The sequence below is a fragment of the Nonomuraea solani genome, from assembly GCF_900108335.1.
Taxonomy (GTDB): domain Bacteria; phylum Actinomycetota; class Actinomycetes; order Streptosporangiales; family Streptosporangiaceae; genus Nonomuraea; species Nonomuraea solani.
In genome coordinates this window covers 763,594-778,155 of the sequence record NZ_FNVT01000004.1, presented here as the reverse complement: position 1 = coordinate 778,155, position 14,562 = coordinate 763,594, and the positions used below count along the sequence as shown (strand labels likewise).

At 69.4% G+C, this 14,562-nt stretch carries 12 protein-coding genes and 1 tRNA gene; 5 read left to right on the top strand and 8 right to left on the bottom strand.

What is annotated here, in order from left to right:
* Positions 1–15: 15 nt before the first annotated feature.
* Together C4V41_RS19345 and topA are read right to left on the bottom strand one after the other, a co-directional pair.
* Positions 16–1,335, bottom strand: coding sequence for a metallophosphoesterase (locus tag C4V41_RS19345; RefSeq protein ID WP_103957249.1), 1,320 nt, complete (start codon positions 1,333–1,335; stop codon positions 16–18).
* A gap of 52 nt (positions 1,336–1,387) precedes the next feature.
* Positions 1,388–4,078 carry a type I DNA topoisomerase gene (gene topA / locus C4V41_RS19340; protein ID WP_103957248.1) on the bottom strand — a complete coding sequence of 897 codons (2,691 nt, stop codon included), beginning with the start codon at positions 4,076–4,078 and terminating at the stop codon, positions 1,388–1,390.
* A 189-nt stretch (positions 4,079–4,267) separates the two neighbouring features.
* On the opposite strand from topA, the gene C4V41_RS19335 reads away from it, so the two are divergent.
* On the top strand, positions 4,268–4,453 hold the full coding sequence (locus C4V41_RS19335; RefSeq protein ID WP_103957247.1) for a DUF5703 family protein: 186 nt from the start codon (positions 4,268–4,270) through the stop codon (positions 4,451–4,453).
* A 117-nt stretch (positions 4,454–4,570) separates the two neighbouring features.
* Here C4V41_RS19335 and C4V41_RS19330 read toward each other — a convergent pair whose 3' ends face one another.
* Together C4V41_RS19330 and C4V41_RS19325 are read right to left on the bottom strand one after the other, a co-directional pair.
* Positions 4,571–6,703: a chaplin family protein gene (locus C4V41_RS19330; RefSeq protein WP_103957246.1), complete on the bottom strand. Its 2,133-nt coding sequence runs from the start codon at positions 6,701–6,703 to the stop codon at positions 4,571–4,573.
* Between the two features lie 399 nt (positions 6,704–7,102).
* Complete coding sequence (locus C4V41_RS19325) at positions 7,103–7,693, bottom strand: hypothetical protein (protein ID WP_235030228.1); 591 nt, start codon at positions 7,691–7,693, stop codon at positions 7,103–7,105.
* A 341-nt stretch (positions 7,694–8,034) separates the two neighbouring features.
* On the opposite strand from C4V41_RS19325, the gene C4V41_RS19320 reads away from it, so the two are divergent.
* From C4V41_RS19320 to C4V41_RS19305, 4 genes are all read left to right on the top strand, one after another.
* Positions 8,035–8,123: transfer RNA gene (locus C4V41_RS19320), tRNA-Leu, on the top strand.
* A 1,051-nt stretch (positions 8,124–9,174) separates the two neighbouring features.
* Positions 9,175–9,624, top strand: coding sequence for a hypothetical protein (locus tag C4V41_RS19315; protein ID WP_103957245.1), 450 nt, complete (start codon positions 9,175–9,177; stop codon positions 9,622–9,624).
* A 95-nt stretch (positions 9,625–9,719) separates the two neighbouring features.
* Positions 9,720–9,968, top strand: a complete 249-nt coding sequence (locus C4V41_RS19310; RefSeq protein ID WP_103957244.1) for a hypothetical protein — start codon at positions 9,720–9,722, stop codon at positions 9,966–9,968.
* A gap of 194 nt (positions 9,969–10,162) precedes the next feature.
* Positions 10,163–10,690: a hypothetical protein gene (locus C4V41_RS19305; protein ID WP_146103711.1), complete on the top strand. Its 528-nt coding sequence runs from the start codon at positions 10,163–10,165 to the stop codon at positions 10,688–10,690.
* Between the two features lie 529 nt (positions 10,691–11,219).
* Here C4V41_RS19305 and C4V41_RS60760 read toward each other — a convergent pair.
* From C4V41_RS60760 to C4V41_RS19285, 4 genes are all read right to left on the bottom strand, one after another.
* Positions 11,220–11,480, bottom strand: a complete 261-nt coding sequence (locus tag C4V41_RS60760; RefSeq protein WP_146103710.1) for a hypothetical protein — start codon at positions 11,478–11,480, stop codon at positions 11,220–11,222.
* A gap of 28 nt (positions 11,481–11,508) precedes the next feature.
* Positions 11,509–11,904: an STAS domain-containing protein gene (locus C4V41_RS61895; RefSeq protein WP_160150331.1), complete on the bottom strand. Its 396-nt coding sequence runs from the start codon at positions 11,902–11,904 to the stop codon at positions 11,509–11,511.
* 148 nt (positions 11,905–12,052) lie between these two features.
* A complete protein-coding gene (locus C4V41_RS19290; RefSeq protein WP_103957240.1) occupies positions 12,053–13,393 on the bottom strand; it encodes a PP2C family protein-serine/threonine phosphatase in 1,341 nt (446 codons plus the stop codon).
* Positions 13,394–13,556: 163 nt separating this feature from the next.
* Positions 13,557–14,483, bottom strand: coding sequence for a tyrosine-type recombinase/integrase (locus C4V41_RS19285; protein ID WP_235030227.1), 927 nt, complete (start codon positions 14,481–14,483; stop codon positions 13,557–13,559).
* Positions 14,484–14,562 lie beyond the last annotated feature (79 nt).

The window sequence follows — 14,562 nt, the reverse complement described above, 5'->3', positions numbered from 1 at the left end:
ATTACGAAAAGTCAGCTAACGCAGCTCCAGCAGAGTGATCTCGGGCGGTGCCCCGACGCGTACCGGCGGACCCCAGAATCCGGCGCCCCGCGTGACGTAGACCTGCACGTCGTCCACCGTCGCCAGCCCGGCGACCACCGGCTGCTGCAGCTCCACCACCAGGTCGAACGGCGTGATCTGGCCTCCGTGCGTGTGCCCGGACAACTGCAGGTCCACGCCGTGCCGCGCGGCCTCGGTGACCTGGACGGGCTGGTGGGCGAGCAGGACCGTGGACCGGCCTGCCTCGCGGCCGCCGAGCGCCTTGCCGAAGTCGGGGCCGTCGCCCGAGGCGGTGCCGCCGATGTCGTTGACTCCGGCCAGGTCGAGCACGGCGCCCTGGTGCCTGATCTCGACGCGCTCGTTTCGCAGAGAGCGTACGCCGAGCTCGCCCAGCTCCTCGATCCACTCTCCGGGGCCGGCCGGCGAGAAGTACTCATGGTTACCGGTCACGAAATATGCCCCATAGCGGGACTCAAGGCTCTTCAAGGGCTTCGCCAGCGCCCCGAGCTGGGCCACCGACCCGTCCACCAGGTCGCCCACGATGGCCACCACGTCGGCTTCGAGACCATTGATCATGCGGACGATCCGCTCGGTGTGCCCGATGCCCGTGATCGGCCCCAGGTGAATGTCGCTCACCACCGCGAACCGCAGCCCGCCAAGCCGTGGGTCCAGCTTCGGCAGGGTGACCATGACCCGCTCGATCACGGGGTCGCCCAGTGCGCTCGTCACGCCGTACCCGACCGTGCCCAGCGCGCTCACGCCGGCGATGGCGGCGGTGGTCCGTCCGAGAAAAAGCCTCCTGCTGATGGCGCCCGGCGCGAAAGCAACCGGCGCGGACCCGCCGGACTCGGACGCGCCGGACTCGGACGCGACCGACCCGGACGAAACCGACCCGGACGTGACCGGTTCGGACACGACCGGCGCGGCGCCGACAGGCTCCAGAACGGCCGTCGACGCGTCGGCGCCCACCAGGACCGGCACCGGCGCGGACGCCGGCCGCCGCCGCTCCACCCGCCGCAGCACCAGCGCGACCACCCCGCGCGGAACCTCCAGCACCACCAGGATCACGACCAGGTAGAACATGACCGCGACCCAGAGGAACCCCGGCCAGGCCAGCCAGTGCCCCAGCTCCATCCTGGTGCCCAGGAACGTCGCTATCACGAGCAGCAACAACCCGACCATGCCCCAGGTCAGCGCCTTGCGCACCCGCCCAGGACCCGTGGTCGACCGCACCAGGCGATGCCACAGGTAATAGTGCGCGAGCAACACCGCGCCCACGAAGAACAGCACGAACACATGAACGATGCTACTTCCGGCGGCCACCCGTCGAGCGCCCGCCGGAAGTCCACTACGACTTGGCCGCGGGCTTCTTCGCCGGAGCCTTCTTCGCGGGAGCCTTGCGCGTCGTGGTCTTCTTCGGCGCGGGAGCCCGCTCACGCCGCTCGGCCAGCAGCTCGGCCGCCCGCTCGATCGTGATGTCCTCGACCGTGTCGCCCTTGCGCAGCGACGCGTTCGTCTCGCCGTCGGTCACATAAGGGCCGAACCGCCCCTCCTTGACCACCACGGGCTTCTTGGACTGCGGGTCGTCGCCCAGCTCGCGCAGCGGCGCAGCGGCCGCCGCACGCCCCCGCCCACGCTGCTTGGGCTGCGCGAACAGCTCCTTCGCCTGGTCTATCGTGACCGTCAGCAGGTCGTCCTCGGAGGCCAGCGAACGCGAGTCGGTCCCCTTCTTCAGGTAAGGACCGAACTTCCCGTTGTGCGCCACGACCTCCTCGCCCTCCAGGTCGCCCACGACCCTCGGGATCGTCAGCAGCTTGAGCGCGTCGTCCAGCGTGATCGTGTCCAGCGACATCGTCTTGAACAGCGAGCTCGTACGCGGCTTCGGCGCGTCCGCCTTCTTGGTGCGCCGCTTGGGAGCATCCTCGTCGGCGGCCGGCTCCGGCAGGACCTCGGTCACATAGGGCCCGTATCGCCCGTCCTTGGCCACGATCATGTTTCCGGACGCCGGGTCGTTCCCGAGCTGCCGGTCTCCGGTCGGCCGCGAGAACAGCTCCTCGGCCATCTCCGCCGTCAGCTCGTCGGGCGTCATGTCCTCGGGCACGTTGACCCGTGCGCCGTCTCTGTCCAGGTAGGGCCCGTAACGCCCGACCCGCAGCACGATGTCCGTCCCCTTGATCGGGAACGAGCTGATCTCCTTGGCGTCGATGTCGCCGAGGTCGGTGACCATCTCCTTGAGGCCCTCGTCGCCGTCGGCCCCGTAGTAGAACCGCTGCAGCTCGGGCACCCGCTCCGCCCGGTCGTTGGCGATGTCGTCGAGCACCTTCTCCATCTCGGCCGTGAAGTCGTAGTCGACCAGGTTGCCGAAATGCTGCTCCAGCAGGTTGACCACGGCGAACGCCAGGAAGGACGGCACCAGCGCCGTGCCCTTCTTGAACACGTAACCGCGGTCGAGAATCGTCCCGATGATCGAGGCGTACGTCGACGGCCGCCCGATCTCCCGATCCTCCATCTCCTTGACCAGCGACGCCTCGGTGTAGCGCGCGGGCGGCTTGGTCGAGTGGCCGGCCACGTCGAGCCGCGTCACGCTGAGCGGGTCGCCCTCGGCCAGGTTCGGCAGCCGCTTCTCGGAGTCGTCGCGGTCGGTCGAGGGATCGTCGGCGCCCTCGACGTAGGCCTTCAGGAACCCGTAGAACGTGATCGTCCGCCCGGACGCGCTGAACTCGACGTCCTCGCCGGACGACGACCGGCCGCTCGACTTCACCGTGACCGACTCGCCGACCGCGTCCTTCATCTGCGAGGACACGGTGCGCTGCCAGATCAGCTCGTAGAGGCGGAACATGTCGCCCTGCAGCCCGGTCTCGCCCGGGGTGCGGAACTCCTCGCCCGAGGGCCGGATCGCCTCGTGCGCCTCCTGCGCGCTCTTCACCTTGCTGGAGTAGACGCGGGGCTTGTCGGGCACGTACGCGGCGCCGTACAGCTTGATCGCCTGTGAGCGCGCGGCCGCCACGGCGGTCTCCGACAGCGTGATGCTGTCGGTACGCATGTAGGTGATATAGCCGTTCTCGTAGAGCCGCTGCGCGACCTGCATCGTGTACTTGGCGGAGAAGCCCAGCTTCCGGCTGGCCTCCTGCTGCAATGTGGTCGTCCGGAACGGCGCGTACGGCTTACGCGTGTACGGCCTGCGCTCCACGGACTTGACCGCGAACGACGCCCCCCGCAGCCGCCCGGCCAGCTCACCGGCCGCGGCCTCGGACAGGTGCAGCACGTCGGCGCTCTTGAGCTGCCCGGTGCTGGCGAAGTCGCGCCCCTGCGCCACCCGCTTGCCGTCGACCGAGGTCAGCGTGGCGGTGAAGTCGCGCGGCCGCTCCTCCGGCTTGTTCGTGTCGAACAGCGCCTGCAGGTCCCAGTAGTGGGCGGACGTGAACGCCATCCGCTCCCGCTCGCGCTCCACCACCAGCCGCGTCGCCACGGACTGCACGCGCCCGGCCGACAGCCGGGGCTTGACCTTCTTCCACAGGACCGGGCTGACCTCGTAGCCGTAGAGGCGGTCGAGGATGCGCCTGGTCTCCTGCGCGTCGACAAGGCGGAGGTTGAGGTCACGCGGGTTGGCCACGGCGTCACGGATCGCCTGCGGGGTGATCTCGTGGAAGACCATGCGGTGCACGGGGACCTTGGGCTTGAGCACCTCGCGCAGGTGCCAGGCGATGGCCTCGCCCTCGCGGTCCTCGTCAGTGGCCAGGTAGAGCTCGTCAGCGTCCTTCAGCAACTGCCGCAGCTTGTTGACCTGCGACCGCTTGTCGGGGTTGACGACGTACAGCGGCTCGAACTCGTGCTCGACATTCACCCCGAGGCGAGCCCACGGCGCCCCCTTGAACTTCTCAGGGATGTCGTCGGCCTTCTCCGGCAGGTCACGGATGTGACCGATGCTGGACTCGACCGTGTACCCGGCACCGAGGTATTTCTCGATCGTCTTCGCCTTGGCAGGCGACTCGACGATCACCAGGCGTGTTCCGCCGGAGCTGCCGTTCTTGGCTGGCACGCTGCTTCCTACCTCACTGTTCGCTTGCAATCCCCCTACCGGGAGTCGGCATAGATCTGAAAGGTAACCCGACTCGCGGAAATTTCCTTCCCCCGGGCTACCCACTCGCTTCCGGGTCCACCCACAAGCACGCAGAATAAGGCCCAGCGAGCGGCATGGCGCCCTGACTCACCCTGGAGACTAATCGTTGTGCTCGACTACTCCTACATGGATATCTTCATTCCACGCGACCTCACCCGCGAAGCAGCACGTCAACTGCTGACCGAACACGCAGAGTACGGGCAGTGGGAGCTCGCGCGCGTGCGCGTGCACCCCGACGGCAGCCGGCACGTACGCCTGCGGCGAAAGATCATGCGAGTACGCAGGACGCTTTGACCGCGGACATGACTTTGCCCGCCCCGGGCCGCGCCCCCGGAACGGGCAAATCATCTAACAGTGCCTACTCACAGGCTGTGAGCGGGTTCGTTCGGTGTTACGTACTTCCTACATTCCTTACTTCCGGCCGATCCGGAACCGCCGAGCGGTGCCGAACAGCGTCGCCGAGGCGGCCAGCATCGAGCCGAGCACCAGCGCGAGCAGGGAGCCGGAGTTCATCCCGGTGACACCGGCGGGCTGCGCGGCGCTCATGAGACCAAGGTCACCGACCGGCAGGCTGCGGGTGGCGGAGCTGACCGCGCCACCGGCCGGGGTCGAGCCGACCAGGTCGGTCGCCGGGGCGAGCGCGGAGCCCGGGCCCGAGGAGACGCCACGGCCGCGGCCGTCGACGGGAGCGGAGTGGTGGGCCTTCTCCGGCTGGGCCGGGGTCTGCGCCTGGCCGGGCAGGCCGGGCAGTTCGGGCAGCTGCGGCAGGCCGAACGTCTGGGCGGCGTCCCCGACGACGGGGAGACCGGTGACCTGGTCGACGTTCGCGGGGACCGGCAGCTGACGCGCCACTTCGCTCACGTTGCCGACGTCCTGGAGCTGACCGGTGACGGCGGCGGGGTCCTGGAGGCGGCCCGCCACGTCGGTGACGCTGCCGAGGTCCTGGAGCTGGGCCACGCCGCTGGTCTTGCCGACCTCCTGCACCTGCTGGGTCACGCCGCTGACGGCGCCGACCCCGCCCAGCCCGTCGAGGACCGGGACGGCGGGCAGCATGGGCAGCATCCCGCCCTTGGCCGCCGCGACCTTGCTGTTGGCGCGGGCGAAGCGAGAGAACCCGTCGGGGCCCTCGTGGCCAGGCCGGCCGACGTTCGACCCGCCGAGGCAGCCCGCGGCGGCGTCGCCCAGGACGGCCGCGGCGTTGCCGCAGATGTTGACCGGCGCGGCGATCGGCGCGACCACCTGGTTGCCCGACAGCACCCCGCCCCGGCCGGAGGTGTGGTTGCCACCTCCGCCGACGCCACCGTGCGGCCAGACGCCCGCGCCGCCCTTGCAGTGGGCCTCGGACCTGCCCAGCACGGCGGCCGCGTTGCCGCAGATGTTGATCGGCGCGGTGATCGGGGCGATCGCCTGGTTGCCCGACAGCACCCCGCCCTGCCCGGAGGTGTGGTTGCCGCCCCCGCCGCGGGCCGGGTTCTTGACGTGGGCGCCGCCCTTGCAGCCGGCGAACGCGCGACCCAGCACCGCCGCGGCGTTGCCGCAGACGTCGATGGGGGCGCTGACCGGCGCGACCGCCTGGTTACCGCTCCCCACGCCACCCGTGCCCGAGGTACGGTTGCCGCCCGCGCCGGAGTTGTCCACCTTCGAGCCGCCCTTGCACCCGGCGGTCGCGTTGCCCACGGCGTTGCCGCAGACGTCGACCGGCAGGCTGACCGGGGCGACGACCTGGTTGCCGCTGCCGGCCCCGAAGCGCCCGTCGGTGTCGTTGCCCGTCGATCCGGCGGCCATGTGCCTGGCCTTGTAGCGGTTGCCGGGACCGCCGTTGTTGGTGACGGTCGAGCCGCCCTGGCAGCCCGCGAACGCCCGGCCGAACACGGCGATCGCGTTGCCGCAGACGCTGGTCGGAGCGCTGACCGGCGCGATGACCTGGTTGCCGCCGAGCACGCCGCCATCACCCGAGGTACGGTTGCCGCCCGCGCCCACGCCGGTGTTGTAGACGGACGAGCCGCCCTTGCACCCGGCGGTCGCGTCGCCGAAGATCGCCACCGCGTTGCCGCAGGCGTTCAGCGGGGCCGAGATCGGCGCGGTGACCTGGTTGCCACCGAGCACACTCCCGTTTCCTGAGGTACGGTTGCCGCCCGCGCCGCCCTTGCCCTGGTTGCGAACGGTCGCCCCGCCCTTGCAGCCCGCGTCGGACTTGCCGAACAGGGAGACGGCGTTGCCACAGGCGTTGATCGGCGCGCTGATCGGCGCGTTCACCTGGTTGCCGCCGCCGACGGACCCGTTGCCCGAGGTCCTGTTGGGGATGCCGGCGCCGGAGTTGACGACCTCGGCGCCGCCCTGGGAGGTCGCCTCGGCCTTGCCGAGCGCGGCGGCGGAGTTGCCGCTGATGTCGATCGGCAGGGAGACCGGCAGGTTGACCTGGTTGCCGCCCGCGACCGACCCGTCGCCGGAGGTGTCGGCGAGCGCGGTGCCGCCGCCGCCGAACGACATGGCGGCGACCGCGAGAAGGGCGGCGGGAGTAGATGCCTTGGCCCACGTACGCATGATGAATGCTCCTAGTGGTTCTTGGGGGGATACCTGACGGTTCGCGGGCAGCCGAGGCCGTGCGAGGTACGCGCACAGCGGAGACCTCGGATTCGCGAACCAGCTGAACTGACGTGATTCACCCGCGGGCGGAGGGATTCTGGCCACGCTCCGCCGCGCTACTTCGGGAGATGAACGGGCTCGTCTCGGTGAACGGCCCTTGGACTGGTCGCCGTACGGAACCGAACCGAATCACCCTTCGCGAACCGGATCGCCTTGGCGGACGGGACCCCCACGGCGAACGGGATCGCCTCGGTGGACCAGACCGCCTCTGCCGAACCGAATCACTCTTTGGTGAACGGATCGCCCATCACATGGAGACGAAGATGGAGATGGCGACCGGCCGGCGTCCCTGGGGGATCAGTCAGGTGAGAAAGAGGGGTCGTCCGCCGCTGTGCGGACGACGGGGGGAAGCAGGCGCGCCAGGGGGGCGCGCCCAGCCTGGAGCCGCGGGTCGAACACGGACCTCGCGACATCCCCGGCAGCGGGCCCGAAGGGGCCACTGCCACCGCCGTTGGGCACCAAGCCATTGGTGTCCAGGATCTTTCCGGCGGTGGACGGTGTTGGCAGGCCAGGATCCTGCTGGCTGTTGAGTCCGTCGACCGTGCGTCCGGCCATGGCCTCGGCGTTGTCCGACGCCGAAACATGGTCCGGGCCGGCCAGGGATTGGGCGGCTTCGGCGTTTACCGCTCCTGTCGCCGCGGTGGCGTCCGCGGCCGCCGGAGCGGCGGTGAGCATGCCGAACAGAACAGCGAGCAGCCACCCGGCGGCCACCAGGGCGCCAGTCGCGACTGCCCGCACGACGACCCGCCGGGCACCGGCCGCGAACCGCGCCATCCGGTAGACCCGATCGGTGGTCTCGTCCTGCGCCGGGACGGTCGGGGCGGCAACGCCGAGACGGCACGCGGCGAGGGCGATGGCCCTCCGCTGCTGCACCGTCTCGCGCGTCACGTGCCCTCCCGAGCTCCAGAACCGGCCTCACGTCGTGAGGCCGGTCCGTGGACTCACCCCTCAACGGTCCGTAACCGTAGCAGCACCCAAGGTTGCCGCAAGGGCGTTTCACGGGAGACCCAGAAATTCACCAACTCCCCAGCTCCCAAACCACCCGCAACCAGCCCATTGCCTGCTCAGGCACGCCACGAAAGCCCCATCTGGAGCTCCTGCACGCCCCATCTCCGCCTGGCTGGGGCCGTCTGGGGAGAGGGCGCGGATACTTGGTATGACGCACCCCTCAGAGTTTGCTAACCTTACTCACGCCGACGCGGGATGACGGTCTCGCGTGCAGGCACCAAGTCCGGGTGGCGGAATAGGCAGACGCGCTAGCTTGAGGTGCTAGTGCCCAGTGATGGGCATGGGGGTTCAAGTCCCCCCTCGGACACCAGCTTTATAAAAAGCGCCAGGTCTCTGACCTGGCGCTTTTGCTTTCTCATGGCCCTTAGGGAATCCATAGCCCCAGGCCAGGCACATGGAGGTTCATCTCCCTCTGCGACATGCGCGGTAAGCCCATGGCCCTCAATACGGGCACTCGCTCACGTGCTCAAACCCGCATAGTCAGGGAGAACTTCGCTGTCGTCGGCGAAGAGCCGACGGCAGGCCAGAGCGCGCTCCAGGCCGCGTTCCCGTTGCAACGCGTCGATCGCCAGCCTGCTGGGCAGCAGTGGCACGCCTGCTTACCGGAACGCGCGGCCAGGCATGGCCCCCGGGTAGACGGATGAACGGCCCAGATGCCTCATTCGGCCGGAACAGGGCGACGACGGCTACAGAGAGCCCTGGCGGTTGAATCGGAGACCGGCCGTCACCGCTGTTGTCGGGTCCGGCCATGGTCGCGGAACATCCGGAAACGATACGTGAAGTTGTTTAGCGTATTGGTGTCATGGAGGGTCAGCGGCGAGCGGAGTGGGGCGTGGGCCGGCGCGAGGAGATCGTCACCGCACTGGACGAATGGATCGCCGCGGAGGGAGTGAGCAGGTGGCAGCCGCGCGGGCGGCGGCTCGGCCGCGCGATCCGTACTGGCGATGGGTTGTACGTCGTGGACGTCCGGGGCGACCCTGCGGAGAGCGGACGTCCAAACCGAATTTCGATCTGTGACCGCGAAGTGGTGAAACCTTCGCAGTGCCCGGCTGACCGCTCAGCCGGGCACGGAGCAGTCGGTTGGAGGTGCATGCGCGGCACACCACCGGAGATCGGTGCTCGCTGGGCTTGCTGAAATTCTTGCGGGGTCACGATCGCGGAATAAGCGAGTGCATGGGACCGAACGCAGAGTAGCGGGGTGGCGTGCGATCGCCAGTACCAAGCCGCCTATCCGCTCCTCGCCCGGCGGCGGGCTCGCACGCTCATGATCGGACTGGCAGGGATGCGCCTCAACTTTCGTCCATCGCGCTCTTCAACATTAGTGTTGCATTAGTGATGCACTTGGTGAGTAGCCTGGATGCATGAAGACGTTCCCTTTCAGCGCGCTGGCTCGTGACCGCAACGAGGTCTTCCCCGAGCTCGACGTTGCCGACGTGCTACTCGAGCGTCGAGACGCCGAAAACGTGTGGCTAGTACGCGACGAGCGCTACCAAGCAGCCCGTGCCGCTCTCCTCACGCTGGCCCGATCTATGACCATCGTGGCTCGCTCCAATCAAGTCCTGGCAGAAGAGGCCCTGGCCGAAGACCTCCCGTGGCTGACCTGGCTCCCGGAGCACGAGCGGCTGCAGTGTGTCCGCGAGCTCCTCGCTCACCTGCTGGCCGGAGCGGACACTGGGGAACTCCTGCCCTATGCCCGGGCCCGCCGGTCATGGACTTCCACCGCTCTGGCCTGGAGCGATCCTGAGATCGCCCGTGACCTCGCCGATCCGTTCGACGGCAGCGGTGGGCAGTCCGTCGACGGTGCCGAGTGAGCGGCCGGGGCGAAGAGATCCGCCGACCTACCGGATGGATCGTACGAGCCGCCAGCGCCAAAGCCTGAAAGGCATGACGCGAACTACGCTCGCAAGTGCCCGGCAACTGCGACCGGTGCTGGCTGGACCTCACAGACGATCCACGCAGGGTCGACGACCGGCAACACCCACTGTCCGGCTCGCTGGGCACCGTCAAGCACGACAACCGTAATCTGGAGCAGTGGCAATACGAGGTCACCTCCGGAGGACGCATCTGGTACGCCATCGACGACACCGAAACGACCATCTGGCTCACCAGGGTCGCAGCCGGCCACCCCAAGGCATCCGAACGACGAAACCGCTAGCCATCACGGACCTGACAGCGTCGAGAGCGACCGGTGACCGAATCCGGGTGAGTCATAGCATCCGTCCCTCCTACTCGCACGGCGCGACCGGCACTGTGGTTGACTTCGCCCCGACGTCCGTGTGCTCCTTTAGACGCCCGTCGGCCGCGCCACCCGACTGCGAGGTCACGGTTCCCCACTTGAATGGAGTCAGTGTGACTGCCATTTCTCACCTTGCTGGCCACGAGGCCGTTGTCGTCCTCACCAAACTCCTGGCTGCACATCCCGAGTTGGAGGACGAGGCGGAGACGATCGCACGAGAAGTGGTCCGGACCGTCCCCACGGGAATCGCCGAAGAGCTCCGGATCTCGATCATGCAACTGGACATCGAGGTGCTGTCCGGACGAACCGGCTATCAGCCGGGGCAGGGCTGGGTCGAGCCCTACGACGTCGCCGATGAAATCCTCGACGAGGTCGTCGAGGATTTCATGGCCGATGCCGTACGACGAGCCGAAGCCGGTGCCGCCGACACCGCCATCACGATGGGCCTCGCCATCGTCGAATGCCTGTACGCCCTGCCCATACCCACAGAGCTCGACAACACGGTGCTCTTCTCGTACTGCGCAGAGGACTTCGCCTGCCAGCGAGCACAAACGCTCACCGAACGCCTCGGTAAAGCCGGCGTCGCACTGCCGAAATCCGAACTCGCGGGCGCTGCACCCGACTGGTTCGGCTCGACGTAGACCACGGTCGTCGCAACGAGTGGTCATCAGCCTCGGCCACGCGGTCTATCTGCCCACTCGGTCAGAATGCGGCGCGGTCGCCGGGTGTGATGGACTGGAGCATGCCCAAGAGCCGCGGCCGCCGCAAGGCCACCAGCAGCAAACCGGTCCGTCGCTCGCCCCTCCCTCCGCGCTGATCCGACCTGCTGCTGCGCGATGCCCGGCAGCTCACCAGCCTGGCCGATCCGCTGATGGCCGAGACCTGGGCCAGCGGGTGGCTGGGCCAGGCATGGGTGGCCGCGAAGCTGGGCGAACGCGAGGCCGAGCATCGGTTGTGCATGGAGGTGACCGGCCGGGCATCCACCACACCCTCACCGCACGGCTTGGTCGCGATCGCAGGCCCGCTGCGTGAGCGATCCGGCGGGCCTTGTACTCCTCGATGGTGAGGGTCTGCAGCCGAGAGCACTGGCCGTTGCCGTTGTCGACGTAGCCGACAGCCGATACGAACGGCGCGAGGCCGCCGGACTTGCCGCTGCTGTCGGAGTACGTCTCATGTTCCGAATCGTCGAAGCGGTTGCGTTCGGAGGCCGAGAACACAAACCAGCTGCGGACACTCGCTGACACGTTCGGTCCAGACGCGGCCTTCGTTGATCAGGCCGTCGCGGCCACAGAACCGTTCGATGAGCCGGCCGACTTGGAGGAACTTCTCTTCCGGGTCCTGGACGGAGGCGTTGCCCGACAGCGTCCCGGCGTTGCGTTCACGTAGTTGGGCCTGAGCCACCACGAGGCCGCCTGTCAATGCCACGGTCACAGGCGTAGGCGACGGTTGTTCTGCCGGGTCATCGCTGGGCCCGGGTCAGCGCGTCCTGTGCCTGCGCCAGGGTGGGATGGGCGGGAAATATGCGCTCCAGCAGGCCGGTTCTGCGGAGCAGTCGTTCACATGTGCCGTGCAGGCCGATCAAGACCAGCGCGCCGCCGTCATGGTCGATCTGCCTCCATACCCGTACCAGGCTACTCAGCCCGGAGGAGTCGCAGAACTCCACCCCGGACAGGTCCATGATCACTAGTGGCGGGTTCTGCTGCCGGCACACCTTGGCCAGTTCGTGCTCCAGGTGGGGGGAGGTGTTCAGGTCCAGCGCGCCGTGTACGGCCACTACCCGGCCCGGAGGCGCCGCCCGTACGCTGAGCCGCAACGGCGGCTGCGGCGGGCCGTCGGACGCTGGCGGTGAAGGCACCGGTGCCCCCTTTCGGGGGCCCTCTGCCCCGCACCTGCTGTCTGATGCGTCGCGACGTCCTGCCACGCCGGGGACGAGCCGCTGGATCCGCGGCAGCCCGGGCGGGGAGTTCGTTGTCCTGTCACCGGCGGTTCGGTGCGGCCGGCCGTCATGGTGGCTGTTCGCCGTGGTGGGGTACGCGCAGGAGCAGCAGGGCGGTGTCGTCGCTGTGGTAGTCCCCGGCATGCCCGCTCAGAGCGGTGGTGATGCGCTCCAGCGTCTGCTCGGCGTTCAGGCCGTCACAGGCTGCCAGAAGCGTGCTGAGCGCAGGTAGACCCCAGACGTCGTGCCCGCTGCGGCTGTGTGCTTCGGTGACCCCGTCGGTGTAGAGCAGCAGCGCATCGCCCGGCGCCAGCTCCACCAGCTCGGCGTTCAGGCCGGCGTCGGCGAAGATGCCGAGCAGCAGGCCGGGCCGGCCCGCTTCCTCCACGGTCGCGTCCGCGCGCCGGATCAGGGCGGGCGCGTGGCCGCCCAGGCTGATCAGCCCGCGTACGCCGCCGTCAGGGCCGGGGCGCAGCATCACGCACACCGCGGTCAGGAAGCGGTCGTTGACGCGCTGGCGGATCAGCGCGTCGTTCAGCCGGGTCAGTACGGTGGCCGGCGAGGCGTGCTGGGTGGCCTCGGTCCGTACGGTGTAGCGGGCCAGCGCGGTCACCTTGGCGGCCTCCAGTCCTTTGCCGGACACGTCGCCCAGCGCGGCGCACCACCACGGCTGCCGGGTGGGGAACAGGTCGTAGAAGTCGCCGACCACCTCGGCGCCGTTGCTGGCGGGCAGATACAGTGCGGCCGCGTCCAGCCAGGCCGGACGGGCGATCACCGGCGGCAGCAGGCTGTCCTGCAGCGTCCGGGCCAGCCGGTCGGCCGCGGCGCCGGAGCTCTCCAGCGCGTCGATACGGTCCTGGGCCTGGTGCACCTGCCGGCGCAACTCGATCAGGTCGCTGACCGCGCCGGCCAGCCTGGTCAGTGTGTCGAGCTGGCGGTCGGTCCATGCGTGCGGCTGTTCATCGAGCACGCACAGGCCGCCCAGCACGAGCCCGTCGGCCGACAGGAGGGGGAAGCCCGCCCAGGCGCCGATCTGCTTGTCGCGCACGTCCGGGAGGTGTGCCAGGCGGGCGTCGCGGGTGGTGTCGGCGACGACGAGGGGACCGGAGGTGCCGGCCAGCAGCGGGCAGGCGTCGGTGTGCAGGGGGATGCTGCGCCGGCTGAGCGTCAGGGGGCCCCAGCCGACCGCGGCCTTGTAGAACGCGTGGCGGGCGTCGAACAACACGACCAGCGCCTGCTGGGTCCCGGCCGCTGAGGCCGCCAGCTCGCACAGGTTGTCCAAGTCCGGGTCCGGTTGGGTGTCCATCAGGGCGGTGGCGGCCACTGCCGCCAGCCGGGCCGGGTTGTACACCTGCACCGGCATCGGTGGCACGTCGGGCAGCACCAGCGACTTCAGCGGAGCCTTCATCGCGTGTCCGCCTTCCGCCGCCGAAGGGGATGCCCCGGCAGCCCCCGCCCACAGAACGCAGCCACGTGATCGCAGCAGGGTGGAGTCAACACCGTGGACGCCCTTTCAGGGTAGACAGCCGTCAGCGGGCAGGACAAGCAAGGTGATCTTGCTGCCGGGCCGGCTAATGGTCGATGATCAGGGCGTCCAAGGCGGCCGCCTTGTCGGCTTCGGAGGGCAGGGCGTAGCGGCGGGTGGTGTCCAGCGAGCCGTGGCCGAGGAGTTCGGCGACCAGGATGGGGTCCTTGCCGTCGCGGATGAGCTGGGTGGCGAAGGTGTGGCGCAGGACGTGCGGAGTGAAGGGCTCGGTGGGGTCGTCATCCAGGCCGACGGCGTCGCCGAGGCCGGTGATGATGGCGCGGGCGGCGCGGTCGCTCAGGCGGCCGCCGCGGTGGTTGAGGAACAGCGCAGTGTGGGTGCCGGCTCCCTCCCAGCCGGGGCGAGCCTCCAGCCAGCCGGTCAGGGCCTGGCGCAGGTCCGCGTGGACGGGCAGATGGCGGATCTTGCCGCCGTCGCGGCCCTTGCCGCGGATGCGGAGCTCGCCCTTGCGGGCCGACAGGCGCACGTCGGCCAGGTCGAGGCCGACGACTTCGGAGATGCGCAGGCCGGCGAGATAGGGCAGCAGGGCGATGGCCTTGTCGCGCGGCGGCGCGGTGAGCTGGACGTGGCGGATGTAGCGGCGGGCGCGCCGGGCGTCCAGGGCGCGGGGTGCGGTGTGGCGGGTGTCGCGTTCGCGGCGGGCCTGGGGCTTGCCGAGGCCGCGGCGGGCGTAGAAGTCGTCGATGGTCGACAGGTAGGTGTCGATGGTGTTGGGGGCGCGGCGGCCGTTCTTGAGGTGGCGGCAGAAGTCGCGCACCGCGCCGGTGGCCGCGACCGCGTCGGCGAGCGGGTCACCGTCCAGGGTGCCGGCGTCGGCCTGGACGGCCAGCCAGGCCAGATAGCCGCGCAGCCGGGAGGCGTACTTGGCTTTGGTGGAGTCGGTCAGAGAGGCGTGCTCCAGCGCGGCGGTGTAGTCGGCCAGGACGGCGGCGTGCGGAGTGGAAAGCGGCACGGCCCGCGACCGGCGTGTGTTTCCGGAGGCCGCTCCGACCGATTCCGCGAACTCTGCGGGCCTGTTTCCGGAGGTCACC

Bases quoted from the DNA above. Each gene is read 5' to 3' on its own strand.
- C4V41_RS19315 (WP_103957245.1), top strand. From the start codon at position 9,175: ATGAAGACGTTCCCTTTCAGCGCGCTGGCTCGTGACCGCAACGAGGTC.
- C4V41_RS19330 (WP_103957246.1), bottom strand. From the start codon at position 6,703: ATGCGTACGTGGGCCAAGGCATCTACTCCCGCCGCCCTTCTCGCGGTC.
- C4V41_RS19290 (WP_103957240.1), bottom strand. From the start codon at position 13,393: ATGAAGGCTCCGCTGAAGTCGCTGGTGCTGCCCGACGTGCCACCGATG.